This is a genomic window from Streptomyces sp. NPDC046977 (assembly GCF_040644455.1).
In the GTDB taxonomy this organism is placed as follows: Bacteria; Actinomycetota; Actinomycetes; order Streptomycetales; family Streptomycetaceae; genus Actinacidiphila.
This window is the reverse complement of the sequence record NZ_JBEYWO010000009.1, coordinates 1-25,741: the sequence shown is the minus strand read 5'-3', so window position 1 is coordinate 25,741 and position 25,741 is coordinate 1. Positions and strand designations below refer to the sequence as shown.

Sequence of the window (25,741 nt, the reverse complement as noted above, 5' to 3'; positions counted from 1 at the left end):
CGACCGGCCACCGGGATCAGAGATCGACCTCGCGCATGAGCATGCCGACCTCGGTGTTGGTCAGCCGCCGCAGCCAGCCGGACTTCTGGTCGCCGAGCGCGATCGGGCCGAAGCCGGTGCGCACCAGCTTGTCCACCGGGAAGCCGGCCTCGGCCAGCATGCGGCGCACGATGTGCTTGCGGCCCTCGTGCAGGGTCACCTCGACGAGGTAGTTCTTGCCGGTCTGCTGCACGACGCGGAAGTTGTCGGCGCGGGCCCAGCCGTCCTCCAGCTCGATGCCGTCCTTGAGGCGCTTGCCGATGTCCCGCGGCAGCACACCGTTGATCGCGGCGAGGTACGTCTTCTGCACGCCGTAGCGCGGGTGGGTGAGGCGGTGGGCCAGCTCGCCGTGGTTGGTGAGCAGGATGATGCCCTCGGTCTCGGTGTCCAGCCGCCCGACGTGGAAGAGCCGGGTCTCACGGTTGGTGACGTAGTCGCCGAGGCACTGGCGGCCGTCCGGGTCCTCCATCGTGGAGACGACGCCGGCCGGCTTGTTCAGGGCGAAGAACAGGTACGACTGCGTCGCCACGGTCAGTCCGTCGACACGCACCTCGTCCCGGTCCGGGTCCACGCGCAGGCCCTGCTCGGTGACGATCTCGCCGTTGACCTCGACCCTGCGCTGCGCGATCAGCTCCTCGCACGCGCGGCGCGAGCCCATGCCCGCCCTGGCCAGCACCTTCTGCAGCCGCTCGCCCTCCTGCTCGGCGCCGGGGAAGGTCTTGGGCAGGTTCAGCTTGGGCTTGTCGTGCCGCGCCCGGTTGCGCTCCTCGATCTGCGCGTCGAGCTCCCGCGGACGCGCCGGGACGGACTTGCGGGGCTTGCCGGAGGCACCGCCGGGCCGGCCGGCGCCGCCCCTGCCCTTCCCGGCTGCGCCGGGAGCATCGGCGCCGACGTCGTAGCGGCGCTCCTCGGGACGGGGCCGGCGCGGGCGCTTCTGCTGGTCGTCGCGCTCACCGCCGGACCTCGACCCGGGCGTACCACCACCGGCGCCCCGGTTGTTCCGGTTGCCACCGCTGTTCCTGCCGCTGCCGCTACTGCTTCGCATCAAGTTTCCGTCGTCGAGTCCGGGTCGAATGAGGGGACGCCCTCCAGGGAGTCCGCCTCGACGGCGTCCGCCTCCGGGAGGAAGGGCGCGAGCTCGGGCAACTCGTCCAGGCCGCGCAGGCCCATTCGCTCCAGGAAGTAGTTCGTCGTCCTGTACAGGATCGCACCTGTCTCGGGTTCCGTCCCACACTCTTCGACCAGACCCCGCTGCAGCAGGGTGCGCATCACACCGTCGCAGTTGACGCCGCGCACCGCCGAGACCCGCGAACGGGACACCGGCTGGCGGTAGGCGACGACCGCCAGGGTCTCCAGCGCGGCCTGCGTCAACCGGGCCTGCTGGCCGTCCAGGACGAACTTCTCCACGGCCGGCGCGAAGGCGGGCCGGGTGTAGAAACGCCAGCCACCGGCGACGAGCCGCAGGTCGAAGCCGCGGTTCTGGGCGGTGTACTCCTCGGCCAGCTCGCGCAGCGCGGCGGCGACCTCGCGGCGCGGGCGGTCCAGCACCTTGGCGAGGGCCTCCTCGGTCGCCGGCTCGTCCACGACCATCAGGACCGCCTCCAGCGCGGGGCGCAGCTCCAGGTCGGCGGTCGTGAGCAGCCCGGCGGGCGGCTCCCCGGCGCGCTCCCCGGGGGCGGTCCCCTCCGCGGATCCGTCAGTCATCCTTCCCGTCCTTCCTCGCCGCGGGGTCCTGGTCGAATTCATCGGTGACGAGCGGCTGCTCCGGCGCGCTCTCGCCGCCCGTCCAGCGGACCTGGAGTTCCCCCAGGGCCTCCTCCTGGTCCAGTGCGACCGCCTTCTCGCGGTACAGCTCCAGCAGGGCCAGGAAGCGGGCGACGACCGTCAGCGTGTCCGGCGCGTCGAAGGTCAGCTCGCGGAAACTGGCCTCCCCGCGTTCGCGCAGCAGGGCGATCACGTGCTCGGCCTGCTCCCGCACGCTCACCAGCGGCGCGTGGATGTGGTCCACGTACACCTGCGGCTTCGGCTTGGGCTGCATCGCCTTGACGGCGAGCTGCGCGAAGCGCTCCGGGCCGATGCTCAGCACCACCTCGGGGAGCAGTTCCGCGTGGTGCGGCTCCAGTCCCACGGTCCGGGGGTAGTACAGGGCCTCCGCCTCCAGGCGGTCCGCGAAGATCGCCGCGATCCGCTTGTACGCGCGGTACTGGAGCAGCCGCGCGAACAGCAGGTCCCGCGCCTCCAGCAGCGCCAGGTCCTCCTCGTCCTCGACCTCCGCGGCGGGCAGCAGTCGTGCCGCCTTCAGGTCCAGCAGCGTCGCGGCTACCACCAGGAACTCAGTGGTCTGGTCCAGGTCCCAGTCCGGCCCCATGGCGCGGATGTGCGCCATGAACTCGTCCGTGACCTTCGACAGCGCGACCTCGGTCACGTCCAGCTTGTGCTTCGAGATCAGCTGGAGCAGCAGGTCGAAGGGGCCCTCGAAGTTCGCCAGCCGCACGGTGAACTTCCCGTCCCCCTCCCCCGCGGCCGCGGGCGCGCCCTCGGGGGCGTCCGGCGCCTCGTGGGGCGCTTCCGGGACGGCGGTGGGCGCGACGGGCGCGGGTACGGCGGCGGGGGCCTCAGGGACGGCCTCAGGGGCCTCGGCGGGGGCCGGGAGGACGACGGACGGCTCCACGGGCTCCGCGGGAGGTTCGGCGGCCGGCGCGAGGAGGGCCGGTCCGTCCGTGTCGGCGGCGCCGGGGGCCGCCGGGGTCGCGGGCGCCGGCGGCTCCGCGTCCGGGGGCGGCGGTGCCGTGCCGGGACCGCGGCCCAGGAGGCGGCGGGAGCGGGAGGAGCTGACGGAGTCGTCGGAGGGCATTCAGGTCCAGGTCGTGCTGCGGAGCCGTGCGGAGGACGGCACCGTATCGCGCCGGAGGCGTCAGCGGCCGCGGAGGCGGCGGACGAGGATGCTCGCGTCGCCGCGGGACTCCAGGTCGGCGAGGACGACGGCGACGGCCTCCCGGACGATGCGGCCCCGGTCCACGGCGAGGCCGTGCTCGCCGCGCAGGACGAGGCGGGCGTGCTCGAGGTCCATCAGCTCCTCGGCGGAGACATAGACCGTGATCTTCTCGTCGTGGCGCTCGCGGCCGCTGGGCCGGCGCGGTGCGCGCCCGGACTTGCGGCGCTGCTGCTGGGCCGGCTGCACGGGCTGCGGGGCGGCCGCGGAGGGGGAGGCCGGCCCGGGGGACCCGGCGGGCGGCTGGAGGGTGCGGCGGCCCGGCTGGACGGCCGGGGAGGCCTGTTCCGGCACGGGACGCGCGGCCGGGGCGGGTTCGCCGTCCCGACCGGTGTGCTCGGCGGCCTCGGCGGGGGCCGCGGACTCCTGTACCGGTGCCTCCTCCGCCGCCTCCGGTTCCTCGGCGGCGGACGGGCCCGCGGGGGCCGGGACGGGCCTCAGGGGGCGGTCCGCGCTGTCACCGGGAGTCTCACCGTTGGCGTGCTGCCGCGGAGCCGAGGGCTGGAGCCCCCGCCCCCCGGTGGTCCGGAACAGTTCGTCGGCCCCCGGGAGACTCACTCGGCGTGACACCGGGCGAGCACCTCCCTGGCGAGCTGGCGATAGGCGGCCGCGCCCACCGAGTTGGACGCGTACGTGGTGATCGGCTCACCGGCCACGGTGGTCTCCGGGAAGCGCACGGTCCGCCCGATGACGGTGTGGTAGACGTGGTCGTCGAAGGCCTCGACGACGCGCGCCAGGACCTCGCGGCTGTGCACGGTCCGCGAGTCGTACATCGTGGCGAGGATGCCGTCCAGCTCCAGCTCGGGGTTGAGCCGCTCCCTGACCTTCTCGATGGTCTCGGTCAGCAGCGCGACACCGCGCAGCGCGAAGAACTCGCACTCCAGGGGCACGATCACCTGGTGCGCCGCGGTGAGCGCGTTGACGGTCAGCAGGCCCAGCGAGGGCTGGCAGTCGATGATGACGTAGTCGTAGTCGGGCAGCAGCGGCTTGAGCGCGCGCTGCAGCGAGGACTCGCGGGCCACTTCGCTGACCAACTGCACTTCGGCGGCGGACAGGTCGATGTTGCTGGGCAGCAGGTCCATGCCGGGCACCGCGGTCTTCAGCAGCACCTCGTCGGCCGAGAGCCCGCGCTCCATCAGCAGGTTGTAGACCGTGACGTCCAGTTCCATCGGGTTGACGCCGAGACCGACGGAGAGCGCGCCCTGCGGGTCGAAGTCGACCAGCAGCACACGGCGGCCGTATTCGGCCAGTGCGGCACCGAGGTTGATGGTCGACGTCGTCTTGCCGACGCCGCCCTTCTGGTTGCACATGGCGATGATCTTCGCCGGGCCGTGGTCGGTCAGCGGGCCGGGGATCGGGAAGTACGGCAGCGGGCGGCCGGTGGGGCCGACGCGTTCACGCCGCTGACGGGCCGCGTCGGGCGCGAGGGTGGCCGCGTACTCCGGGTCGGGCTCGTACTCGGCGTCGGGGTCGTAGAACTGACCGTCCTGCAGCTCTTCTTCGTAGTGCGCCATGGGAATCGGGGTGCGTGCCTCGTTGCCTTGGTTGCCTTGCCCGGGCCGGCGCGCCTCGAAGGTGCGGACGGCCACGGAGCCCACCGCCTCCAGCCTCGCGGAACCCTCGGCCTGAACGGTCATTCCTGGCTGACCACCCCCGGGAGCAAATGTCGACTCATTCACAAGTCGTCTTACCTCCTTGGTGACCAGGAAACTTCTCAATAGGTCAGCGTTGCAGCATGCCGACGGTTGGCGACTCTATGGCGTGTCGGTGGTTCACAGCAACACAATCCACCGGACACGGCACGATGTGTCGGCAACCGAACACGCCGCTGTCAAGGGCGTAACGGGGGCGCCGCCGATGTTTCGCCGAGGGACGAATCGGCAAAACGGTATGGTTCCACGCGAACGGCCGGGCCCTGAACTGGCAGGGCCCGGCCGTGGGTACCGGAGGGGCGGCGCGTTGACGCCGGACCAAAAAGTCGATCAGTCGACTCAGCCGACGATCACGCGAGCAGCGACGTCAGGTCCACCGAGTCCATGCCGTGCGCCTCGGCGACGGGACCGTAAACGACCTGGCCCTCATGGGTGTTGAGGCCCTTGGCGAGCGCGGCGTCCCGGCGCAGCGCCTCGCGCCAGCCGCGGTTGGCCAGTTCCAGGATGTACGGCAGCGTCGCGTTGGTGAGCGCGTACGTCGAGGTGTTGGGGACCGCGCCCGGCATGTTGGCGACGCAGTAGAAGACCGAGTTGTGCACCGTGAAGGTCGGCTCGGCGTGCGTGGTGGGACGCGAGTCCTCGAAGCAGCCGCCCTGGTCGATGGCGATGTCGACGAGCACGGAGCCCGGCTTCATGCGGGAGACCAGCTCGTTGGTGACCAGCTTGGGGGCCTTGGCACCCGGGATGAGGACGGCGCCGATGACCAGGTCGGCGTCCAGGACCGCCTTCTCCAGCTCGAAGGCGTTGGAGACGATGGTCTGCACCTTGGTGCCGAACACCTTGTCCGCCTCGCGCAGCTTGTTGATGTCGCGGTCGAGCAGCGTGACGTGGAAGCCCATGCCGATGGCGATCTGCGCAGCGTTCCAGCCGGAGACGCCACCGCCGATGACGACGGCCTTCGCCGGGGCCACGCCCGGCACGCCGCCGGGGAGCACACCGCGGCCGCCGGCCGAGCGCATCAGGTGGTACGCGCCGACCTGCGGGGCGAGACGGCCGGCCACCTCGGACATCGGGGCGAGCAGCGGCAGCTGGCGGCTGGCCAGTTCGACCGTCTCGTACGCGATCGCGGTGGTGCCCGACTCCAGGAGGGCGTCGGTGCACTCGCGGGACGCGGCCAGGTGCAGGTAGGTGAAGAGCGTCTGGTCCTTGCGGAGCCGGTGGTACTCCTCGGCGATCGGCTCCTTGACCTTCAGCAGCAGGTCGGCGGTCGCCCACACCTCGTCGGCGGTGGGGAGGATCGTGGCCCCGGCGGCCACGTACTCCTCGTTCGGGATGGAGGAGCCGAGGCCGGCGTCCTGCTCGACGAAGACCTGGTGGCCGCCTCGGACGAGCTCGTGCACGCCGGCGGGGGTGATGGCCACGCGGAACTCGTTGTTCTTGACCTCGCGGGGGATGCCGACCTTCACGTCGATCACGGTCCTTGTGTGGGGAGCGTCGGGTTTGCCAGTGCCCAGGTCTCCGACACCCGGCACGCCGGTCGGGGCCGGCTGACACCGGCCCGCACTAGCCGATACCAGCCAGTACCAGTCGATATCAGTCGTTGTCAGGGTACGTCGGACCTGACCGCGATGTTCGCGGTGTGACCAAGTGTAGTGAAGGAAGACTCGCTGTCCAGCCTTACAAAGTGACTACTTTCTTGGAAGGCATTGGCAGTTTCGTAGGTAGCGGCCGGTCAGCCTGTGCCCCTTGGGGCGTCAGCCCTCCTCGGCGCCCGCCGTGCGGGGGATCTCGGAGGCCGGGAGCAGCCGCCGGGCGGCCGCCCGCTGCAACCGCGCGCCCGCCGGATCGCCCAGCCGGTCCAGGGTGTCGGCCATCCGCAGCAGCACCGCGCCCTCCAGCCGCCGCTCCCCCGCCTGCCGTGCCCAGTACAGGGCGTCGCGGCAGGTCCGCAGCGCGTCCTCGGGATGGCCGGCGTACTCCTGCACCCGGGCCACCTCGGTCAGCGCGCGGGCCTGGGACGGCAGGTCCTTCAGCCGCCGGTACGCGGTCACCGCCGCCCGCCACTCGCGCAGCGCGGGCCCGTACCGCCCGGCGTACGTCTGCAGCGCGCCGAGCCGGCCGTGCAGCCTGGCCGCGTGGACCAGCTCGCCACGCGCCTGTCGCAGGGCGAGCGCCCTGCCGTACCAGTCGGACGCGCGCTGCGGGTCGTCCAGCTCCAGATAGGTGCCGGCGATCGCCTCCAGGGCGCGGCCCTCGGCGTCCCCGTCGAACCCCTCGCGGGCGGCGACGAGCGCGGCCCGGTAGCGGTCGAGGGCGTCGAGCGGGCGCGCGCCCTCCACGTCGAGGTCGCCGATGTTGAGCAGGGCCGCGGCCTTCTCGCGGTGCAGTCCGCGCCGCTGGGCCACGTCCAGGACGAGGTGGTGCAACTGGTAGCGCTCCGCCGCGTTCTCGCCGCCGCCCGGGTCGGCGGCCAGCGCGCGCACGAGCGCGGCCATCAGCCGCCGGGCCAGGGTGTCCAGTTCGCCGTCGGCGACGGCCAGCCGGGCGGCGGCCAGCAGCACCGGCAGCCGGTCGCGCAGCCACGCCGCCGCGGCCGCGCGGTCCGCGAAGCGCAGCGACTTGGGCAGCCCGTCCGGCTCCGTGCCGGCCTCCTCCAGGCCCAGCCGGCAGGCGTGCAGCAGCCGTACGGTGCGCTCCAGCATCCGGGCCCGGGCGAGCTGCGTCTCACCGGGCCGGTCGGTGTCGCGCAGCAGCTCGCGCAGCGACGGGGTCAGCCAGCCCGGCACGCGGTACTGCCGGGGCAGCGGGGCGTCGGCGCTCGTGGGCTGCTCCGTGTGCAGCAGCCCGCAGCCGGTCAGGTTCTCCAGCGTCGCCTCGGCCTCGCCCACCGAGCAGCCCGCGAGCGCCGAGGCGGTCTGCGCGTCCACCAGGCCCGCCGGGGCCAGTGCCAGCAGCCGCAGCATCCGGGCCACGGCAGGGGCGAGGGCCCCGTACACGAAGCGGAAGGCGCGCAGCAGCTCCGGCGGGGCGGTGGCGCGCGGCCCGGCCGCCGCCGTAAGGGCGGTGGCCTTCGCGGGTGCGGGCGCGCTGCGGGCCACCACCCGCGCTCGCTCGTCCACCGGCAGGACGTCCGCGGCACCGCGGCGGCCGACGTCCTCGCGCAGCACCCCGTCCCCGGAGGTCGCGGCGCCCGGCGCGGAGTCGCGGGCCGCGGCCGGGGCGGGGGCCGGGGAGTCGATCCGGATGTCGTGCAGGCGGCGGGTCGCGTCGGCCACGGAGGTGCGCGGCTGGGTCGCCAGCCACGCGCCGATCAGGCGGAGGGCCGCGGGATGGCCGCCGCACTCGTGGGCCAGCGCCTCGGCTGCCTTGGGGTCGTTGGTGATCCGGACCCGCCCGACGGCCTGGGCGAGCAGGTCCACGCAGGCGGCCGGGTCGAGTCCGCCCAGGGTGCACGGCCGTACGTCGGGCACGCCGGGCAGCGGCCCCTCCGCGGTGGCCACGAACAGACTGCCGGAGCCCTTGGGGAGCAGGTCGAGCAGTTGCCGGGGGTCGGCCACGTCGTCCAGCACGAGCACCGCCCGGCGTCCTGCGAGCGCGGTGCGCAGCGCCGCGGACAGCTCCGCGCCCTCCGCCCCCGGCTCCGCGTCGGCCCGCAGCGCCCGCAGCAGGGCGCGCGCGGACTGGTCGGACGGCACGGGTTCGCCCTCGTTGTCGCTGAGCCGCACGAAGAACTGCCCGTCGGGGTAGCGCGCCGCGACGTCATGGGCGAGACGGAGCGCCAGCGAGGTGCGGCCGGAGCCGGGCCGGCCCGCGACCAGCAGCACACGGCTCCCGTCGGGGCTCCGGCCGCGCAGTGTCGCCAGGCCCGGCCGGTCGATGTCGGCCCGCAGCTCCTCGAGCTCACGGCGGCGGCCGACAAAATGGGGCACGTCGGGCGGGAGCGTGCCGGGGGCGGGGGTCTGCACCGACGGCTCCCGGAGGCCGTCGTCCGAGGCCGCCACCGATGCGTCGGCGTCCAGCACGTGATCCGCCACGGGCCCACTCCCGTTCTGAATGAGAACGGGACGAGCCTAGTTCACGGGGCGGGTCCGACCCCCTGGCGCGACGCGGCCGGGAGCATCAATGATCACCCACCCGGACGATCCGATGGTCCTACCGGGAGCCGATCCGGACGGGCCCGTCCGGGTCCCGGCCGGGGTGCTTCAGACGGCGTACGGCCGCGCGGGCCACGGCGCCTCCGCCGGCCGCAGCGCGTCCAGACCGTCCCCTGCGAGCGCGGCCTGCACCGCCAGCGCGCCCGTCACCAAGCAGTTGTTGTGCAGACGGCCCGCGAGGGCGTCCTGCACGAGGTCGGCCAGCGGGACCCGGGCCTGCTCCATGTCGGCCTCTTCCTCCGACACCGCGTAGCGCTCGCCCTCCACCTCGGACAGGCCGCGGGCGAGGAAGACCCGCACCGCCTCGTCGGAGCCGCCGGCCGAGGGGTAGAGGTCGACCAGCACCCGCCAGTCCTCGGCCTTGGCGTGCGCCTCCTCGTACAGCTCGCGCTGGGCCGCGTGCAGCGGGTTCTCGCCGGGGATGTCCAGCAGTCCGGCGGGGAGCTCCCACAGTTTCATCCGTACGGGGTGCCGGTACTGCTTGAGGACCAGCACCCGGCCCTCGTCGTCCAGGGCCAGCACGGCCACCGAGCCCGGGTGGACCTGGTAGTCGCGCTTCGCGACGCCGCCGTCGGGCATGACGACGTCGTCGGTCCGGACACCGGTCTTCTTCCCGGTGAAGGGGGTGGCGGTGGCCGTGGTCCGCCACTCCTCAGGGGTGTCCTGCAGCATGCTGTGCCCTCCGTACGCGGTGCCGTGGCAGGCCGGGCCGCCGGCCCGCCACGTCCACCGTACCGATCAGCCCTGGCGGCGCTTGACGGCGGCCGCGATCAGACCCGCGAACAGGGGGTGCGGGCGCGTCGGCCGGGACTTCAGCTCGGGGTGCGCCTGGGTGGCGACGAGGTACGGGTGGACCTCGCGCGGGTACTCGACGTACTCGACCAGCTTGTTGTCCGGCGAGGTGCCGGAGAACTGCAGACCGGCCTTCTTCTCCAGCTCGCCCCGGTAGGCGTTGTTGACCTCGTAGCGGTGGCGGTGGCGCTCCTCGACGTAGGGCTCGCCGCCGTACACCTCGCGGACGATGGACCCCTCCGCGAGCTTGGCCGGGTACAGCCCGAGCCGCATGGTGCCGCCCAGGTCGCCCTGGCCGGCCACGATGTCGAGCTGCTCGGCCATGGTGGAGATCACCGGGTGGGCGGTCGCCGGGTCGAACTCGGTGGAGTTGGCGTCCTTGATGCCGGCGAGGCTGCGGGCCGCCTCGATGACCACGCACTGCAGGCCCAGGCACAGGCCCAGCAGCGGGATGCCGTTCTCCCGGGCGTAGGTGATCGCCGACACCTTGCCCTCCACGCCGCGGTCACCGAAGCCGCCGGGCACGCAGATCGCGTCGACGTCGCCGAGCCGGCGCGCGGCGCCCGCCGGGGTCTTGCAGTCGTCGGAGGTGACCCACTTGATGTTGACCTTGGCGTTGTTGGCGAAGCCGCCGGCGCGCAGCGCCTCGGTCACCGACAGGTACGCGTCGGGCAGGTCGATGTACTTGCCGACCAGCGCGACCGTCAGGTCGTGCTCGGGCTCGTGGACCCGCTTGAGCAGGTCGTCCCACTGCGTCCAGTCCACGTCGCGGAACGGCAGGTTCAGCCGGCGGACGACGTAGGCGTCCAGGCCCTCGGTGTGCAGCACCTTGGGGATGTCGTAGATCGACGGGGCGTCGATGGCGGCGACCACCGCCTCCTCGTCCACGTCGCACATCAGGGAGATCTTGCGCTTGATGGACGTCGGCACGTCGCGGTCGGCGCGCAGCACGATCGCGTCGGGCTGGATGCCGATGCTGCGCAGCGCGGCCACCGAGTGCTGCGTCGGCTTGGTCTTCAGCTCGCCGGAGGGGCCGATGTACGGCAGCAGCGAGATGTGCATCACGAAGACGTTGTCCCGGCCGACCTCGTGGCGGACCTGGCGGACGGACTCCAGGAAGGGCAGCGACTCGATGTCGCCCACGGTCCCGCCGACCTCGGTGATGACCACGTCCACGTCCTCGGTCGCCATGCGCCGGATGCGGGACTTGATCTCGTTGGTGATGTGCGGGATGACCTGCACGGTGTCGCCGAGGTACTCGCCGCGGCGCTCCTTGGCGATCACCGAGGAGTAGACCTGGCCGGTGGTGACGTTGGCCGAACCGGCGAGGTTCACGTCCAGGAAGCGCTCGTAGTGGCCGATGTCCAGGTCCGTCTCGGCGCCGTCGTCGGTGACGAACACCTCACCGTGCTGGAAGGGGTTCATCGTGCCCGGGTCCACGTTGAGGTACGGGTCGAGCTTCTGCATGGTGACCCGCAGGCCCCGGGCCTTGAGCAGCGCTCCCAGGCTGGAGGCCGTCAGGCCCTTGCCGAGCGAGGAGGCGACACCCCCGGTGACGAAGAGGTGCTTGGTCGTCGTGGATTTGGGCGGCAGTGCCAAGAGGGGGCTCCCGTGGTCGCGAGGTGGTGGTCGGGACGGCACCATGGCGGTGAAGAGGGGTGGTGTCGTCGCGGCGGTTCAGTGGTTCAGGCCACCGGCCCACGGGCTACCAGGGTATCAGTGACGCGCACCAGCCGCGGAGGACGGCTCTCTGATGAAAAGCGAGGTCGCCGGGACATTGGTACGACAAAATGCACCCGACCGGCTCAGCAAGATCCGTCGGGGCTTCCGCACCGCCCGCGTTGTCGTCGTATCCTGCTCGGACACATCGATTCGATGCGAGTGAACCGGCACGGCACCACCCCGCCTGCTCCCGGGAAAGAGCTCGTCGAAAGATCCACAGACCGCAATCACCGCCCCAGTCCCAAGGGGCGCCGCCGTCGTTCGACTGGAGACCCACGTGGCCGGGCGTATCGAGGATTACGCACTCATCGGCGATATGCAGACCGCCGCCCTGGTGTGCCGGGACGGCACGGTCGACTGGCTGTGCCTGCCCCGCTTCGACTCCCCCGCGATCTTCGCGGGCCTGCTCGGCACCGAGGAGCACGGCTACTGGAGGCTCGGCCCCGCCTTCCCGCACGGTACGCAGCCGCCGGCCGCCACCCGGCGCCACTACCGCGGCGACTCCCTGGTGCTGGAGTCCGAGTGGGACACCCCGCGCGGAACGGTCCGTGTGATCGATTTCATGCCGCCGCGTGACGGCGCCCCCCAGTTGATCCGGATCGTCGAGGGCGTGAGCGGCCGCGTCCCGATGCGCTCGGCACTGCGCATGCGCTTCAGCTACGGCTGGGTCACGCCGTGGGTGCACAAGGTCGGGGACCGCATCGTCGGCGTCGCCGGCCCGGACTCCGTCTGGATCGACACCGATGTCGAGACCTACGGCGAGCACCTCACCACGTACGCCGACTTCACCGTGGCCCCCGGCGACCGCGTCGCCTTCACGATCAGCTGGCAGCCCTCGCACAAGGAGCCGCCGCCGCTCGCCGAACCCGAGTCCTCGCTGGAGGCCACCGAGGACTTCTGGCGCGAGTGGGTCGCCCAGTGCACCTACCACGGCCCCTACCGGGACGCCGTGGTCCGCTCCCTGATCACCCTCAAGGCGCTGACGTACGGGCCCACCGGCGGCATCGTGGCCGCGCCGACCACCTCCCTGCCCGAGGACATCGGCGGCGTCCGCAACTGGGACTACCGCTTCACCTGGCTGCGCGACGCGGCGATCACCCTGTCGTCGCTGCTGCGCACCGGCTACCGGGACGAGGCCCGCGCCTGGCGCGAGTGGCTGCTGCGCGCGGTGGCCGGCGACCCGGAGAACCTGCAGATCATGTACGGCATCGCCGGCGAGCGCGAGCTCGGCGAGACCGAGCTGGACTGGCTGCCCGGCTACGAGGGCTCCACCCCGGTCCGGGTCGGCAACGGCGCCGCGCACCAGCTGCAGCTCGACGTCTACGGCGAGGTCACCGAGGCGCTGCACCTGGCCCACATGACCGGCCTGGCCCGCAACGACTACGCCTCCCTGCTCCAGCTCCGGCTCATCCACTACCTCGAGGACCACTGGGACGAGCCCGACGAGGGCATCTGGGAGGTCCGCGGCCCGCGCCGGCACTTCGTGCACTCCAAGGTCATGGCCTGGGTCGCCGTGGACCGCACCGTCAAGCTCATCGAGTCCGGCGAGGTCGACGGCCCGCTGGAGCGCTGGCGCGACCTGCGCGACGAGATCCACCGGGACGTGTGCGAGAAGGGTTACGACAAGGAGCGCAACACCTTCACGCAGTCCTACGGCTCGCGCGAGCTCGACGCGTCGCTGCTGCTGATCCCGCAGGTCGGCTTCCTTCCGCCGGACGACAAGCGCGTCATCGGCACCATCGAGGCGATCCAGCGCGAACTGTCCACCGAGGACGGCTTCGTCCTGCGCTACCCGACCGACGCCCCGCCCGGCGGCGAGAACCTCGACGGCCTCCCCGGCGACGAGGGCGCCTTCCTCGCCTGCTCGTTCTGGCTCGCCGACGACCTCGCCATGATCGGCCGGGTCGACGAGGCGCGCCGGCTGTTCGAGCGGCTGCTGGCCCTGCGCAACGACCTCGGCCTGCTGGCGGAGGAGTGGGACCCGCGGTTGCAGCGCCAGGTCGGCAACTTCCCGCAGGCGTTCAGCCATGTCCCGCTGATCGACACCGCGCTGCGGCTGACCGCGAGCGGCGCGTACGGCGGCTGAGCGCCTGTCGGATCCCGGATCCCTCGTCCGAAACGGCCCGCCGTGATGTCCACGGCGGGCCGTTTCGGACAGGGTGACGGTTCCGACCCGTGGGTCGACCGGATCCGAAGATGCGGCGAGGACTGTGCACTTACCATGAGCCGCGTGGGAAGACGGACCCTGGCCGTGCAGTTGTCGGCCGCCGTGGGTATGCCCGTGGCCGTCCTCGGCTTGTGCCTGCTCGCCGGTTATGTCCACGGCGGGGCACTGGCCGACACCGGGCTGTGGTCCCTCCTGTTCATACCCGCGATCCTGGCCGTCTCCGGGGTGGCCCTGTTCTGGCGCTGGGAGCGATACAGGCATGCGCTCGCGTGCGGGCTGACCGTCGCCGCGCTGGCGACCGTCTACCACGCCACGGCCGTGGGGACCGACAAGTGGGCGCTGGTCGGCTGGGGGCGGGAGGTCACGTGCACGGTGACGGCCGTGACCAGCGACGTGGTGACCATCAACGAACACGAGCGGACATTCCACAATCACCGTCTGGACTGCCCCCACGACGAAGCCGATGTCGCGACCTCATGGGTCGCTCGGGCACAGCCCGGACAACCCCTGGCAGTGGCCTACGATCCCAGCGGCCACTTCGAGACGCACCCCACCGAAGACCTCGCCCATGGGCAGTTGTACCTGTGGCTCACCATCGGCGCGCTCGGTGTCGCCGTGTACTGCGGCATGGAGGAGATCCTCTATGAAACCTAGCCATTTCGATGCGAGGAACGGCCGCCGAATCCCAGGGCGATCAGAGCGAGGACAACTCGTCGTAGATGCTGAGCACTTGGGCCACCGTGTCATCCTCGGTCGGCCACGTGCCCGCCTGGGCGGGACCGGCGGCGGCCAGTAAGGCGCGCCGCGCCGGGTCGCCGAGCAGGCCCACGACGGCGTCGGCGAGCCGCTTCGGATCGCCGTAGGGCACCAACGCTGCGGCGTCACCCACGAGTTCGGGCGTGCCGCCGACGGCGGTCGCGACCAGCGGGACCCCCGCGTGCAGGGCCTCCTGCGCGACGGCCGAGCGGGCCTCCCAACGGGAGGGCAGCACCACGGCGTCGGCGGCGGCCAGCAGCTCGGGCACGTCGTCACGGATGCCGAGCAGCAGCACCGGCAGCTTCCCCGCGTCGATCCGCTGCTGCAGCTCCGGGCGCAGCGACCCCTCACCCGCGATCAGCAGCAGCGGCTGCGGGTCCAGCCGCGTCCAGCCGTGCACGGCGTCGAGCAGCTGACCGTACCCCTTGTGCGGCTCCAGCCGGCCGACCGCCAGCAGCAACGGGCTCTCCCCCGCGCCGAATTCGTCCCGCGCCTTCTGCCGGCGCCGCTCCGCCTCGGCGGCCGCCTCGGAGGTCGCGGCGGTCCTGGGCGGCAGCGGAACGCCGATCGGCGCCAGCCGGGCGTCCCGGGCGCCGACCGCGCGGGCCCGGTCCACCAGGTCCGAGGACGCGCCCAGCACCACGGACGCGGCCCGCGCCACCCGCCGCTCCAGCAACCGCAGGAGCGGCTTGCGGGCCCCCTCGGCGAAGACCGCGCCGTGCCAGGTCACCACCAGCGGAGTACGCCGCCCGCTCAACGCCACCGCGGCCAGCAGGCCGGCCCGCAGGCCGTGCGCGTGCACGACGTCCGCCCCGGCGCAGGCCGCACGCAGAGCCGTCACCACCGCCGCGTCCACGCGCGGATCGGAACGGCGGGCGATCTCCACCGGCGCGAACCGCGCCCCGGCCGCGGCGAATCCGTACCGCTCCTCCGCCGCGCCCGGCCCGCAGACCGTCACCTGCACACCGCGCGCCACCAACCCGCCCGCGACCGAGGCCACATGGGCCCTCCCCGTCTCACCCAGCACATGGACGGCGTGCAGCTGCCCGTGCAGGGGGCTCGGAGTACTGCTCACGCGCGGTCGGACTCCTGACTCGGCATCGGATGAAGGGGATTTGCAGTGTGCTGCCCTCCAGGATGCCAGGCCAATACGCCATCCAGGGAGCGCTGCGCGGCGCGCGCCCGGTCGCACGTACGCGGGACCACCCTTACGAGTGCGTCAGCATCCGCCACGCCGCCCCCGCCGAACCGGCCCGCCGTCGCCCTCTCCCCGCACGACGGCCCAGGCGGATGACCCGCTGGCCCACGCACACGGATTCGCCGCCGCCCCGGTTACCCGCCCTCACAGCGCGATCAACGGAGGCGGTCAGCACGCGACAGCCCGAGCCGCCACCGCAACCTGCGGGCCACGTCCTGGTCGCACAGATCGGCCACCGTCAGAGCCGGAGTCGCCGACGCGGTCCGCAGCGGGCGGCCGAAGCCGCCGCCCCGGCTCGCCCAGGCACGGCGTGACCTGCCCACGCGGCTCCCAGCCGGATCACCGGAGACGGTCACCACGCGACAGTCCAAGCCGACCAGAGCAGCCTGCGAGCCAGGCCGACGAACCGCCCACCCACCCGGGCATACCGGCCCGCGCGACGACCCAACCGCCCCGGCTCACGCAGCGACCCCTACAGCTCCGTCGCCATCTCGGCCCAAGCCACCACCCCGGCTCGCCGATCGCCCGGCGCGGCAGGGCGTCACCCGCCCACGCGGACACCTTCCCTGCCCCCACAGCCGGAGCACCGGACACCGTCCGCACGCAACAGCCCAAGCCCAGCACGGCAACCTGCTGGGCCACGCCGACGAACCGCCCACCCACCCGGCACACCCACGCGCGCAGGAACGGATTGGTCGCCGTCACAACCGGAGCCACGGAGGCCGATCCGCTCGCAACGGCCCAAGGCATGGCGTCGGCTCACACGGCGCCCGTCCAGGACACCCCGGTCCCGAGGCACGACCCCCGGACCGTGCGCACGGATTCGCCGCCGTCAACGCCGGATGCACGGACACGGTCCGCGGCCGATGGCCCCGGTGCAGGGTGCGACAAGCCGCCCACACGCTCTCGCGGCCCTCACAGCCGGATCCGCGGACGCGATCCGCACGCGACAGCCCAAACCGCCGCCGCCGGCCTGCCGGGCACGCAATTCCGTGGCTGTCACGGACCGGTCAGCGTGACCAAGGCCGCGCCCCGCCGTGACAACCCAGGCCGACCACGCCGGCCGCACAAGAGGCAAGCCCGCCGGCCCGGCCCGGCCGGAAGGCGCGCCGCGACCAGGGCCCCGCCCCGCCGCAACAGCTCAGGCCGCGCAAGAGGCAAGCCCGCGCGGCCGGGCCGGGGGCGCGCCACCCCCGGCCCTGGGTCGTGCCGCGCAGCGGCTCAGCGGGCTTCGCGGGCCGCCGCGAGCAGTTCCTCGGCGTGGGCGCGCCCCAGCTCGGAGTCCTCAAGGCCCGCGAGCATGCGCGACAGCTCGCGCACGCGCTCCTCGCCCTCCAGGACTCGCACGCCACTGCGGGTCACCGAGCCGTCGTTGGTCTTCTCGACCAGCAGCTGCCGGTCGGCGAACGCCGCCACCTGCGGAAGGTGGGTGACGACCACGACCTGCGCGGTCCGCGCCAGCTTGGCGAGGCGCCGGCCGACCTCGACGGCCGCCTTGCCGCCGACACCCGCGTCGACCTCGTCGAAGAGATACGTGGGCACCGGGTCGGACCCGGCGAAGACCACCTCGACCGCGAGCATCACACGGGAGAGCTCACCGCCGGAGGCGCCCTTGGAGATCGGCCGGGGCGGTGCGCCCGGGTGCGGCGCGAGCTGGAGCTCCACCTCGTCGGCGCCGGTCGCGCCGAAGGCGACCGTCCGCCCGCCGACCACGACGCCCTCGGGGTCGTCCGTCTGCCGCAGGGCGACCGTGACCCGGGCGTGCGGCATGGCGAGCTGGGCGAGCTCGGCGGTGACGGCCCCGGCGAAACGGTCCGCCGCCTCCGCGCGGGCGTCGCTGAGCGCCTGCGCGAGGTCGCCGAGCTCGGCCCGCAGGGCGTCCCGCTCGACGGTCAGCTCCGTGATCCGCTCGTCGTCGCCCTCCAGCTCGACCAGCCGGGCGCCGCCCGTGGCCGCCCACGCCAGAACCGCGTCGATGTCCTCCCCGTACTTGCGCGTCAGGTGCGCGAGGACGGCACGCCGCTCCTCGACGGCGGCCAGCCGCCGCGGGTCGGCGTCCAGGTTGTCGGCGTAGCCGGCGAGCTCCCCGGCGACGTCCCCGAGGAGGATGCCGATCTCGCCGATCCGGTCGGACAGCGCGGCCAGCGCGGGGTCGTGCGAGCGTACGGCGTCCAGGGCGCGCTGGGCGCCCGCGACGAGCATCCCGGCGTCGACACCCTCGGGGTCCTCGGGGTTGCCCGCCAGGGCGGCGTGCGCCTGCGTGGCGGCCGAGGCGAGCGCCTCGGCGTGGCCCAGCCGTTCCGCCTCGGCGGCCAGCTCGGTGTCCTCGCCGGGCAGCGGCTCGGCGTTCGCGACCTCCTCGAGGCCGAAGCGCAGCAGGTCCGCCTCCTGGGCCCGCTCCCGGGCCCTGGTGGTCAGCTCGTCCAGCTCGCCCGCGACCTCGCGCAGCCGCCGGTAGGCGGCGCCGTACTTGACCAGCGGCACGGCGACGGCGTCGCCCGCGTACCGGTCCAGGGCCTCGCGCTGGCGCGCGGGCCGCAGCAGCCCCTGCTGGTCGGTCTGGCCGTGCACGGCCACCAGTTCGTCCGCCAGTTCGCCCAGCAGCCCCACGGGCACCGTGCGGCCGCCCACGTACGCCCGGGAGCGGCCCTCCGCCGAGACGGTACGGCTGATGAGCAGCGCGCCGTCGTCCAGCTCGGCACCCGCCTCCTCGGCCCGCACGGCGGCGGGCGCATCGGCGCTCAGCGTGATCCGTCCCTCGACGGACGCCGATTTGGTGCCGATCCGGACAAGACCCGGGTCGGCGCGGCCGCCCAGGAGCAGCCCGAGGCTCGTGACGACCATGGTCTTGCCCGCACCGGTCTCGCCGGTCACCGCGGTGAAGCCGGGCGACAGCTCCACCACGGCGTCCTCGATGACTCCCAGCGACCTGATCCGCATTTCCTCCAACACGGATACGACCATACGAGGTTTGCGGCCCGCCGCGCGACGGGCCTCACCCCTCAGTGCGCCGCGCCCCGCCAGCCCGCCACCGGAAGGGCGAACTTCGCGACCAGCCGGTCGGTGAACGAGGCGTGGTGCAGCCGCGCCAGCCGCACCGGCACGGCACCCCGCCGCACCTCGACGCGCGCGCCGGCCGGCAGGTCCACCGACCGCCGCCCGTCGCACCACAGGACACCGTGCGGTGTCTTGGGCTGCACCTCGACGGCGAGCACCGACCTCGGCGAGGTGACCAGCGGCTTGGCGAACAGCGCGTGGGCGCTGATCGGCACCATGAGCAGCGCCTCGACCTCCGGCCAGACCACCGGGCCGCCCGCCGAGAAGGCGTAGGCCGTCGATCCGGTCGGGGTCGCCATGACCACCCCGTCGCCGCCGAACCGGGACACCGGACGGCCGTCCACCTCCGTGACGACCTCCAGCAGGCGCTCGCGCGCCTGCTTCTCCACCGACGCCTCGTTGAGCGCCCAGTCGGTGTGCACGACCCGGCCGTCGTTGCGCACCAGGACGTCGATCGTCATGCGCTCCTCGACCTCGTAGTCGCGCGTGACGACCCGGTCGACGACCTTGTCCAGGTCGTCCCGCTCCGCCTCCGCGAGGAAGCCGACGCGGCCCAGGTTGACGCCCAGCATCGGCACGCCCGAGGCGCGGGCGAACTCCGCGCCGCGCAACAGGGTGCCGTCACCGCCGAGGACGATGATCAACTCGCAGTCCTCGACCGTCTCCGGGCCGATCTCCTGCACCCGCTCCACCGCGCCGCTGTCCGGCAGCGTGAGCTCCTCGGCCTCCTCGGCCAGCACCCGCACGCCGATCCCGCAGCGCCGCAGGCCCTGCACCACCCGCTCCGCACTGCGGACGGCGGCCGGCCGGCCGGTGTGCGCCAGCAGGAAGACGGTGCGTTCCTGCGTCTGAAGTGTCTCGCTCAACGGGGCCCCTCCGCCACGGCGCGGTCGACGTCGGCCGGGTCCAGTTCCGGTGCCCCGGCGCGCAGCCACAGAAAGTACTCCACATTCCCCGACGGTCCCGGCAACGGGCTCGCGGTCACACCCAGCACCCCCAGTCCCAGTTCGGCCGCCTGTCCGGCGACCTGGCGTACGGCTTCGGCGCGCAGCTGAGGGCTGCGCACGACACCGCCGCTGCCCAGCCGTTCCTTCCCGACCTCGAACTGCGGCTTGACCATGAGGACAAGGTCCGCGCCGGGCGCGGAGCAGCGGACGAGGGCGGGCAGGACGAGCCCGAGCGGAATGAAGGACAGGTCGCCGACGATGATGTCGGCCGGCCGGCCGTCGATCTGCTCGAGCGTCAACTCGCGTACGTTGGTACGGTCCTTGACGGTGACACGTTCATCGCTCTGCAACGACCACGCGAGCTGGCCGTAGCCGACGTCCACCGCCACGACGTGCGCGGCGCCGTTGCGCAGCAGTACGTCGGTGAACCCGCCTGTCGACGCCCCGGCGTCCAGCGCCCGGCGGCCCGCCACGCCCAGCCCCAGCGGCACGAAGGCCGCCAGTGCCCCGGCGAGCTTGTGCCCGCCGCGGGAGACGTAGTCGGGGTCCGAGCCGTCCTTCGCCACGACCACCGGCGCACTGGTCTCCACCTGGGTGGCGGCCTTCGTCGCGGTCGTCCCGCCCACGGTCACCCGGCCGGCGGCGATCAGCTGCCCGGCGTGCTCCCGTGAGCGGGCGAGGTTCCGGCGCACCAGCTCGGCGTCGAGTCGGCGTCGTGCCACGTGAGGTTCAGCTCCTGTTGTCGTCGAGTCTCGTGAGGGCGTCGCGCAGCCCACGGTGTACATCCTCGTACACCTCGATGTGGTCCTCGGTGGGCAGCGCATCGGCGTCCTCCAGGCGGACAAGCACACCGTCCACCTCGGTATTCCCCGTCGCCTCCACCACGACCCCCAGCGGCTGCGGCCCCTCGGGCCCGGGCGTCGCCTCGGGCAGCGGCTCCGCCGCACCCGCCTCAGTCACGGCCCGCCTCCCGCGTCCCGGTGGTCCTCTTCGCCGCGGTCTTCTTGGCGACGGTCTTCTTCGCCGCGCTCTTGGCGGCGGTCGTCTTGGCCGCACTCTTGGTGGCGGTCGTCTTCTTGGCCGGGGCCTGGCCCGCGGGAGCCGCCTTCACAGCGGACGCGGCCTTCTTCGCGGCGGTCGTCTTGGCCGCACTCTTGGTGGCGGTTGCCTTCTTGGCCGCTGCCCCGGCCGCAGGGGCCGCCTTCTTGGCCGCGGTCTTCTTCGCAGGGGCCGTCTTCGCCGGTGCCGACTCGGCGGCGGACACCGCCTTCTTGGCCGCGGCCTTCCTCACCGTCGGAGTCGCGGGCTTCGGCGCGGCGGGCACCGCCCCGGGGGCGGCGTTCTTGCGCGCGGTGGGCGCGGCGACGGGTGTCCTGGACGGCGTTGCCGCCTTCTTGGGGGTCGTCGGTGCCGTCGCGGGAGCGGCATTCTTGCGCGCCGTGGGCGCGGCACTCTTGGCGGGCGGTTCCTCCCCCTCCACCGGCACGTGCTCGACGGGCGGCTGCGGGGGCACGTAGAGCCCCGGTTCGGCCTCCCCGCCGTCCACGTCCCCCGTACCGGCCGTACCGGCCGCGCCGGAGCCGTCGGCGGCCGGCTCGGGCCGTCCCTCGCCCTCCAGGTTGCGGATGCGCCGCTCCAGCGCCTCCAGCACCACCCCGACCCGCGTGACGTCGTCCGCCAGACGGCTCACCCGGGTCATCGCCTTGTCGATCTCCTCGCGGATGAGCCCGACGAGCAGGTCCCGGTTGGCGCGGCCCGCCCGCATCAGCTCATCGGCGAGCGTCTGGACCTCCGCCGGGATACGCCGGCCGATCGAGCGCTGGACTTCCTCGACGTCTATCCCCGCCTGGTCCAGCAGCTCTCTCGCCGCCCCGACCGCCCGTCGCCGGGTGGCCTCGGTCAGGCCGCCCGCAATCTGCAGGCAGGTCCGCAGCGCGTCCCGCATCGCCCTCACTCCTCACCTTCGGGTTCACCGGTCTCCGTGCTTCTCGTTGGTCATGACGCTACCCCGTAGCGGCCCGCACCTTGCCAAGGGTCGGCTGCGGTACCGTCGATCAGCACACGTCAGCATCCGAACGGGAGACGCACAACCGATGGCGACCATCGAGGAGTGCCGCAGCGCACTCGACCGGCTGTCGGAGAACCTCGCCAAGGCAGAGGGCGACATGCGCAGCGCGGCCGCCCTCGACCGCTCGCTGAGCTGCCGCATCACCGACCTCGACATCACCTTTGTGGGCCGCCTCGCCGACGGCCGCATCCAGGATGTCGTCACGGTGCCCGGCACGCCGGACGAGCGCGCGCAGATAAGGCTCACCATGGCCGGTGACGACCTGGTCGCGCTCGTCGAAGGCAGGCTGCACTTCGCGAAGGCCTGGGGCAGCGGCCGGGTCAAGCTGGAGGCGGCCCTGCGCGACCTCCTGCGACTGCGCAAGCTCCTCTAGGGCGCACCCCGGCCCCGGCTAGCTCAGGCCCAGCCGGGCCAGTGCCTTTTCCGCGTCCAAGGTGCACGATCCGCCGCCCGCCGTGGTCCACGCTGCCGCGCACAGCGCCCGCAGCCCGTCCATGGGTCCGCCCTGCCCGTCCAGCAGCAGCTCGCCGTCGCCCGCGAGTGCCGTCCAGCCGCCGCAGCGGTACGCCCCCTCGCCGCCGGCCGCCGCCACCTCGGGCTGCGGCGCCAGCAGCCCGCGCAGGTCCGCGTCCACGTACGTCGGCCGGTGCCGGGGCGGCGCCGCGAGCAACTGCGCCGGTGTGGTGACCCCGGTGAGGACCAGCAGCGAGTCGACGCCGCCTGCGTGCGCGCCCTCGATGTCGGTGTCGAGCCGGTCGCCCACCACCAACGGCCGCTCGGCCCCCGTCCGGATGACGGTCTCGCGGTGCATCGGGGGCAGCGGCTTGCCGGCGATCTGCGGTGTCGCGCCGGTGGCGATCCGCACGACCTCCACGAGCGCGCCGTTGCCGGGCGCCGTACCGCGCGCGGTCGGGATCGTCAGGTCGGTGTTGGACGCGAACCACGGCACGCCCCGGTTGACCGCGTACGCGGCCTCGGCGAGCTGTTCCCAGCCGACCTTGGGCGAGTAGCCCTGGACGACCGCCGCGGGGTCGTCGTCGGCGGAGTCCACGGGACGCAGTCCGCGCTCGCGCAGCGCCTCCGCCAGTCCCTCGCCCCCGATCGTCAGCACCCGCGCCCCGCTGGGCACCTGGTCGGCGATCAGGCGGGCCACCGCCTGCGCCGAGGTGATGACCTCCGACGCCTCCGCGGGCACGCCCAGCCGGGTCAGGTGCTCCGCGACGGCCTGCGGGGTGCGGGCCGCGTTGTTGGTGACGTACGCCAGGTGCATGCCGTGGCCGCGCGCCGCGCCGAGCGAGTCGACCGCGTGCGCGATGGCGTCGCCGCCCGCGTACACGACCCCGTCGAGGTCGAGCAGCGCCGTGTCGTACGCCTGGTCCAGGGGCCGTTCGCTGCCGTCCGGCACGATCCGGTGGGTCGTCATCGGGCTGTCGCTCCTCGTATGTTGTCGATCACTCGGCGCTCCCCGCGCACATGACCCGCGTAGCATTCCCGGATGAGTATTTCCGGATCCGCTGCACCGGGTGGTGGTTTGCGGCTCGCGCCGTTCCGCGCGCTCCGCTACGTCCCCGAGCGGGTCGGCAGCCTGGCCGCGGTCACCTCGCCACCGTACGACGTCGTCGTCCGGCCCGAGGGACAGCGGCACCTGGAGACCGCCGACCCCCACAATGTCGTGCGGCTCATCCTGCCCAGTGCCGAGCCCCCGGACGGCCGGCATCTCAAGGCGGCCTCCACGCTGTCCCAGTGGCAGAAGGACGGCGTCCTCGCCCTGGACCCCTCCCCCGCCCTGTACGTCTACGAGCAGCGCGACGGCGGGCACCTGCAACGGGGACTCATCGGCGCCCTGCGGCTGACCCCGCCCGAGGAGCGCGTCGTCCTCCCCCACGAGGACGTCATGCCGGGCCCGGTCGCCGACCGCGCCGCCCTCATGCGCGCCACGGCCGCGAACCTCGAACCGCTGCTGCTGTCGTACCGCGGCGGCGAAGGGCCCGCCGGCCGGATCGTCGAACACACCGTCCAGGACGCCCCGCTGCTCGCCACGACCACCGAGGACGGCATCCGGCACCGCCTGTGGGCGATCACCGACGACGACGCCATCGCGGCCGTCCGGGACGACCTCTCGCACCACCAGGCGCTCATCGCCGACGGCCATCACCGCTGGGCCACCTACCTGCGGCTCCAGGCCGAACAGAACGGCCCGAGCCCCTGGGACTACGGACTCGTCCTGCTCGTCGACACCGCCCGCTACCCGCTGCGGGTCCGCGCGATCCACCGCGTGCTGCCCCAACTGCCCGTCGCCCAGGCCCTGGAGGCCGCGCGCAAGGCCTTCCGGGTCCGCGAGCTGCCGCACGCCCTCCCACAGGCCCTGGCCGCCCTGGAGGACGCCGCGGCCGAGGGCAACGCCTTCGTCCTGAGCGGCGACAACGGCTTCCACCTGCTGGACCGGCCCGACCCGGACCTGACCGCCCTGACCGTCCCGCACGACCGCCCCGAGGCATGGCGGCGACTGGACGCGACCGTGCTGCACAGCCTGCTGCTCGACCGCGTGTGGGAGGTCCCCGACGGCCCCGAGCACATCCAGTACATCCACGACACCGAAGCGGCCGTGGCGCACGCCGAACGCCTGGGCGGCACCGCTGTGCTCATCCACCCGGTGCGCGAGAGCGTTGTCCACGAACTCGCCCGCCAGGGTGTCACGATGCCGCGCAAGTCGACCTCGTTCGGGCCCAAGCCGGCCTCCGGCCTGGTCCTGCGCAGTCTGGAGCCGGACGGCACGCCGGCCTGACGGACAAACGCCGAAGGGCGGCACCCGCATCGCGCGGGTGCCGCCCTTCTCGTTGTCCGTCAGTCCTCGGTGTCGCGCGAGGGCTCCTTGAACGGGTTCTCCAGGAACGCCGACGGATCGGCCTCGTCGGTCAGGTCGACCTCGGGCTCCTCAGCCGGAGCGGCGGGACGCTCGTCCGACGCAGACTCCTCGTCGTCCTCGTCGTCGTCCTCGTCCTCGTCGTCCGCACGGGCACCGGACAGCTCATCCGCGTCGTCCTCGGGGACGGCCTGGTCGTCGTCGTTGTTGTCGTCGTCGTCGTCCAGAACGTCCACGAACGCCACGCCGTCCAACTGCGCCAGTCGGTCGGAGGCGTCCGTGCTTCCGGTGTGGTCGGCCTCCACCGCCTTGGCGAACCACTCGCGGGCCTCGTCCTCACGGTGCACCGAGAGCAGGGCGTCGGCGTACGCGTAGCGCAGCCGTGCCGTCCACGGGTGAACGGCGTTCGACGCCAGCTCGGAGCTCTGCAGCGTGACGACCGCGGCCTCGTTCTGGCCCATGTCGCGCCGGGCACCGGCGGCCACCAGACGCATCTCCACCTGGCCGGCGCGGTCCAGCTTGTGCACCTCGGGGGCGCCCGCCATCTCCAGCGCGCGCTCCGGGCGGCCCAGACCGCGCTCGCAGTCCGCCATGACCGGCCACAGGTCGACCGTGCCCGTCATCCGTCGGCAGGTCCGGAACTCGGCCAGCGCCTCGGAGTACCGCTCCGTCGCGTACGACGCAAAACCGGCCGCCTCACGCACGGCGGCGACACGCGACGCGAGCCGCAGCGCCACACGGGAGTACGCGTAGGCCGCGTCCGGGTCCTCGTCCAGCAGCCGGGCCACCATCACCAGGTTGCGCGCCACGTCGTCCGCCAGCGTCTTCGGCAGGCTCATGAGCTCCTGCCGCACGCTCGGGTCGATCTCCTGCCCCGTCACGTCCTCCGGGATCGGCAGCCGCTTGATCGGCTCCCGCTCCTCACGACGGTCGTCACGGCCCCGCGTGTCCGCGAACCGGCCCCGCCCCTGCACGGACGGACGCCGGCCACCGCGGTCGTCGTCCCTGCGCGGACCGCGCGGACGGTCGTCGCGGCGGAACCCGCCACGGTCGTCACCGGGACGGTCCTGACGCGGCCGGTCCTCACGGGGACGGTCGTAACGCGGACGCTCATCACGCCGATCGTCACGACGGAACCCACCACGATCATCACGCGGCCGGTCCTCACGCGGCCGGTCCTCACGAGGACGGTCCTCACGAGGACGGTCCTCACGAGGACGGTCGTAACGCGGACGGTCGTCGCGGCGGAACCCGCCACGGTCGTCACCGGGACGGTCCTGACGCGGCCGGTCCTCACGGGGACGGTCGTAACGCGGACGCTCATCACGCCGATC

The 25,741-nt window shown here is 73.2% G+C and carries 21 protein-coding genes and 1 pseudogene; 4 read left to right on the top strand and 18 right to left on the bottom strand.

From position 1 onward, the window contains the following. Positions 1-16: 16 nt before the first annotated feature. The 9 genes from ABZ883_RS15730 to ABZ883_RS15690 all read right to left on the bottom strand — a co-directional run bounded on the left by ABZ883_RS15730 (position 17) and on the right by ABZ883_RS15690 (position 11,228). Positions 17-1,084 carry a pseudouridine synthase gene (locus tag ABZ883_RS15730; RefSeq protein ID WP_360906186.1) on the bottom strand — a complete coding sequence of 356 codons (1,068 nt, stop codon included), beginning with the start codon at positions 1,082-1,084 and terminating at the stop codon, positions 17-19. Then, positions 1,084-1,743: an SMC-Scp complex subunit ScpB gene (gene scpB / locus ABZ883_RS15725; RefSeq protein WP_360906185.1), complete on the bottom strand. Its 660-nt coding sequence runs from the start codon at positions 1,741-1,743 to the stop codon at positions 1,084-1,086. The genes ABZ883_RS15730 and scpB overlap by 1 nt, the downstream gene beginning before the upstream one ends. After that, positions 1,736-2,893 (bottom strand): segregation/condensation protein A, encoded by a 1,158-nt coding sequence (locus tag ABZ883_RS15720; protein ID WP_360906184.1) that lies wholly within the window; start codon positions 2,891-2,893, stop codon positions 1,736-1,738. The genes scpB and ABZ883_RS15720 overlap by 8 nt, the downstream gene beginning before the upstream one ends. A gap of 60 nt (positions 2,894-2,953) precedes the next feature. Further along, positions 2,954-3,601 (bottom strand): hypothetical protein, encoded by a 648-nt coding sequence (locus ABZ883_RS15715; protein WP_360906183.1) that lies wholly within the window; start codon positions 3,599-3,601, stop codon positions 2,954-2,956. Continuing rightward, the gene (locus tag ABZ883_RS15710) at positions 3,586-4,668 is read right to left on the bottom strand and encodes a ParA family protein (RefSeq protein WP_360906182.1); all 1,083 of its coding nucleotides are present in this window, start codon (positions 4,666-4,668) and stop codon (positions 3,586-3,588) included. Before ABZ883_RS15710 ends, ABZ883_RS15715 begins: the two co-directional genes overlap by 16 nt. 365 nt (positions 4,669-5,033) lie before the next feature. Then, positions 5,034-6,149 (bottom strand): alanine dehydrogenase, encoded by a 1,116-nt coding sequence (ald, locus tag ABZ883_RS15705; RefSeq protein WP_360906484.1) that lies wholly within the window; start codon positions 6,147-6,149, stop codon positions 5,034-5,036. A 288-nt stretch (positions 6,150-6,437) separates the two neighbouring features. Further along, positions 6,438-8,717, bottom strand: coding sequence for an NB-ARC domain-containing protein (locus ABZ883_RS15700; RefSeq protein ID WP_360906181.1), 2,280 nt, complete (start codon positions 8,715-8,717; stop codon positions 6,438-6,440). A gap of 168 nt (positions 8,718-8,885) precedes the next feature. Beyond that, complete coding sequence (locus tag ABZ883_RS15695) at positions 8,886-9,509, bottom strand: NUDIX hydrolase (protein ID WP_360906180.1); 624 nt, start codon at positions 9,507-9,509, stop codon at positions 8,886-8,888. A 66-nt stretch (positions 9,510-9,575) separates the two neighbouring features. Beyond that, positions 9,576-11,228, bottom strand: coding sequence for a CTP synthase (locus tag ABZ883_RS15690; RefSeq protein ID WP_360906179.1), 1,653 nt, complete (start codon positions 11,226-11,228; stop codon positions 9,576-9,578). A 400-nt stretch (positions 11,229-11,628) separates the two neighbouring features. Here ABZ883_RS15690 and ABZ883_RS15685 point away from each other — a divergent pair, with 400 nt between their 5' ends. Both ABZ883_RS15685 and ABZ883_RS15680 read left to right on the top strand, forming a co-directional pair. Then, the gene (locus ABZ883_RS15685) at positions 11,629-13,437 is read left to right on the top strand and encodes a glycoside hydrolase family 15 protein (RefSeq protein ID WP_360906178.1); all 1,809 of its coding nucleotides are present in this window, start codon (positions 11,629-11,631) and stop codon (positions 13,435-13,437) included. 144 nt (positions 13,438-13,581) lie between these two features. Next, the gene (locus ABZ883_RS15680; protein ID WP_360906177.1) at positions 13,582-14,172 is read left to right on the top strand and encodes a hypothetical protein; all 591 of its coding nucleotides are present in this window, start codon (positions 13,582-13,584) and stop codon (positions 14,170-14,172) included. A 40-nt stretch (positions 14,173-14,212) separates the two neighbouring features. On the opposite strand, the gene ABZ883_RS15675 is transcribed toward ABZ883_RS15680, so the two are convergent. The 6 genes from ABZ883_RS15675 to ABZ883_RS15650 form a co-directional block, all read right to left on the bottom strand. Continuing rightward, on the bottom strand, positions 14,213-15,349 hold the full coding sequence (locus ABZ883_RS15675; protein ID WP_360906176.1) for a glycosyltransferase family 4 protein: 1,137 nt from the start codon (positions 15,347-15,349) through the stop codon (positions 14,213-14,215). A 1,344-nt stretch (positions 15,350-16,693) separates the two neighbouring features. Beyond that, positions 16,694-18,436, bottom strand: coding sequence for a DNA repair protein RecN (recN, locus tag ABZ883_RS15670; RefSeq protein WP_360906175.1), 1,743 nt, complete (start codon positions 18,434-18,436; stop codon positions 16,694-16,696). A 38-nt stretch (positions 18,437-18,474) separates the two neighbouring features. Then, positions 18,475-19,395: an NAD kinase gene (locus tag ABZ883_RS15665; protein ID WP_360906174.1), complete on the bottom strand. Its 921-nt coding sequence runs from the start codon at positions 19,393-19,395 to the stop codon at positions 18,475-18,477. Beyond that, positions 19,392-20,198, bottom strand: coding sequence for a TlyA family RNA methyltransferase (locus tag ABZ883_RS15660; RefSeq protein ID WP_360906173.1), 807 nt, complete (start codon positions 20,196-20,198; stop codon positions 19,392-19,394). The genes ABZ883_RS15665 and ABZ883_RS15660 overlap by 4 nt, the downstream gene beginning before the upstream one ends. A 7-nt stretch (positions 20,199-20,205) precedes the next feature. Further along, a complete protein-coding gene (locus ABZ883_RS15655) occupies positions 20,206-20,409 on the bottom strand; it encodes a hypothetical protein (RefSeq protein ID WP_360906482.1) in 204 nt (67 codons plus the stop codon). A 19-nt stretch (positions 20,410-20,428) separates the two neighbouring features. Next, positions 20,429-21,421 (bottom strand): histone, encoded by a 993-nt coding sequence (locus tag ABZ883_RS15650; RefSeq protein ID WP_360906172.1) that lies wholly within the window; start codon positions 21,419-21,421, stop codon positions 20,429-20,431. Between the two features lie 148 nt (positions 21,422-21,569). On the opposite strand from ABZ883_RS15650, the gene ABZ883_RS15645 reads away from it, so the two are divergent. Beyond that, positions 21,570-21,917 carry an SCP2 sterol-binding domain-containing protein gene (locus tag ABZ883_RS15645; protein ID WP_360906171.1) on the top strand — a complete coding sequence of 116 codons (348 nt, stop codon included), beginning with the start codon at positions 21,570-21,572 and terminating at the stop codon, positions 21,915-21,917. 18 nt (positions 21,918-21,935) lie between these two features. Here ABZ883_RS15645 and ABZ883_RS15640 read toward each other — a convergent pair whose 3' ends face one another. Further along, positions 21,936-22,967, bottom strand: a complete 1,032-nt coding sequence (locus tag ABZ883_RS15640) for an HAD-IIA family hydrolase (RefSeq protein WP_360906170.1) — start codon at positions 22,965-22,967, stop codon at positions 21,936-21,938. 72 nt (positions 22,968-23,039) lie between these two features. Between ABZ883_RS15640 and ABZ883_RS15635 the strand changes: the two genes are divergently transcribed. Further along, positions 23,040-24,329, top strand: coding sequence for a DUF1015 domain-containing protein (locus ABZ883_RS15635; RefSeq protein WP_360906169.1), 1,290 nt, complete (start codon positions 23,040-23,042; stop codon positions 24,327-24,329). Between the two features lie 59 nt (positions 24,330-24,388). On the opposite strand, the gene ABZ883_RS15630 is transcribed toward ABZ883_RS15635, so the two are convergent. Next, a complete protein-coding gene (locus tag ABZ883_RS15630; protein ID WP_360906480.1) occupies positions 24,389-25,261 on the bottom strand; it encodes a hypothetical protein in 873 nt (290 codons plus the stop codon). A gap of 23 nt (positions 25,262-25,284) precedes the next feature. Next, positions 25,285-25,741: pseudogene (locus ABZ883_RS15625) on the bottom strand (hypothetical protein); the annotation flags it as partial.

Bases quoted from the DNA above. Each gene is read 5' to 3' on its own strand.
- ABZ883_RS15720 (WP_360906184.1), bottom strand. From the start codon at position 2,893: ATGCCCTCCGACGACTCCGTCAGCTCCTCCCGCTCCCGCCGCCTCCTG.
- ABZ883_RS15695 (WP_360906180.1), bottom strand. From the start codon at position 9,509: ATGCTGCAGGACACCCCTGAGGAGTGGCGGACCACGGCCACCGCCACC.
- ABZ883_RS15635 (WP_360906169.1), top strand. From the start codon at position 23,040: ATGAGTATTTCCGGATCCGCTGCACCGGGTGGTGGTTTGCGGCTCGCG.
- ABZ883_RS15710 (WP_360906182.1), bottom strand. From the start codon at position 4,668: ATGACCGTTCAGGCCGAGGGTTCCGCGAGGCTGGAGGCGGTGGGCTCC.
- ABZ883_RS15650 (WP_360906172.1), bottom strand. From the start codon at position 21,421: ATGCGGGACGCGCTGCGGACCTGCCTGCAGATTGCGGGCGGCCTGACC.
- scpB (WP_360906185.1), bottom strand. From the start codon at position 1,743: ATGACTGACGGATCCGCGGAGGGGACCGCCCCCGGGGAGCGCGCCGGG.
- ABZ883_RS15640 (WP_360906170.1), bottom strand. From the start codon at position 22,967: ATGACGACCCACCGGATCGTGCCGGACGGCAGCGAACGGCCCCTGGAC.
- recN (WP_360906175.1), bottom strand. From the start codon at position 18,436: ATGGTCGTATCCGTGTTGGAGGAAATGCGGATCAGGTCGCTGGGAGTC.
- ABZ883_RS15645 (WP_360906171.1), top strand. From the start codon at position 21,570: ATGGCGACCATCGAGGAGTGCCGCAGCGCACTCGACCGGCTGTCGGAG.
- ABZ883_RS15730 (WP_360906186.1), bottom strand. From the start codon at position 1,084: ATGCGAAGCAGTAGCGGCAGCGGCAGGAACAGCGGTGGCAACCGGAAC.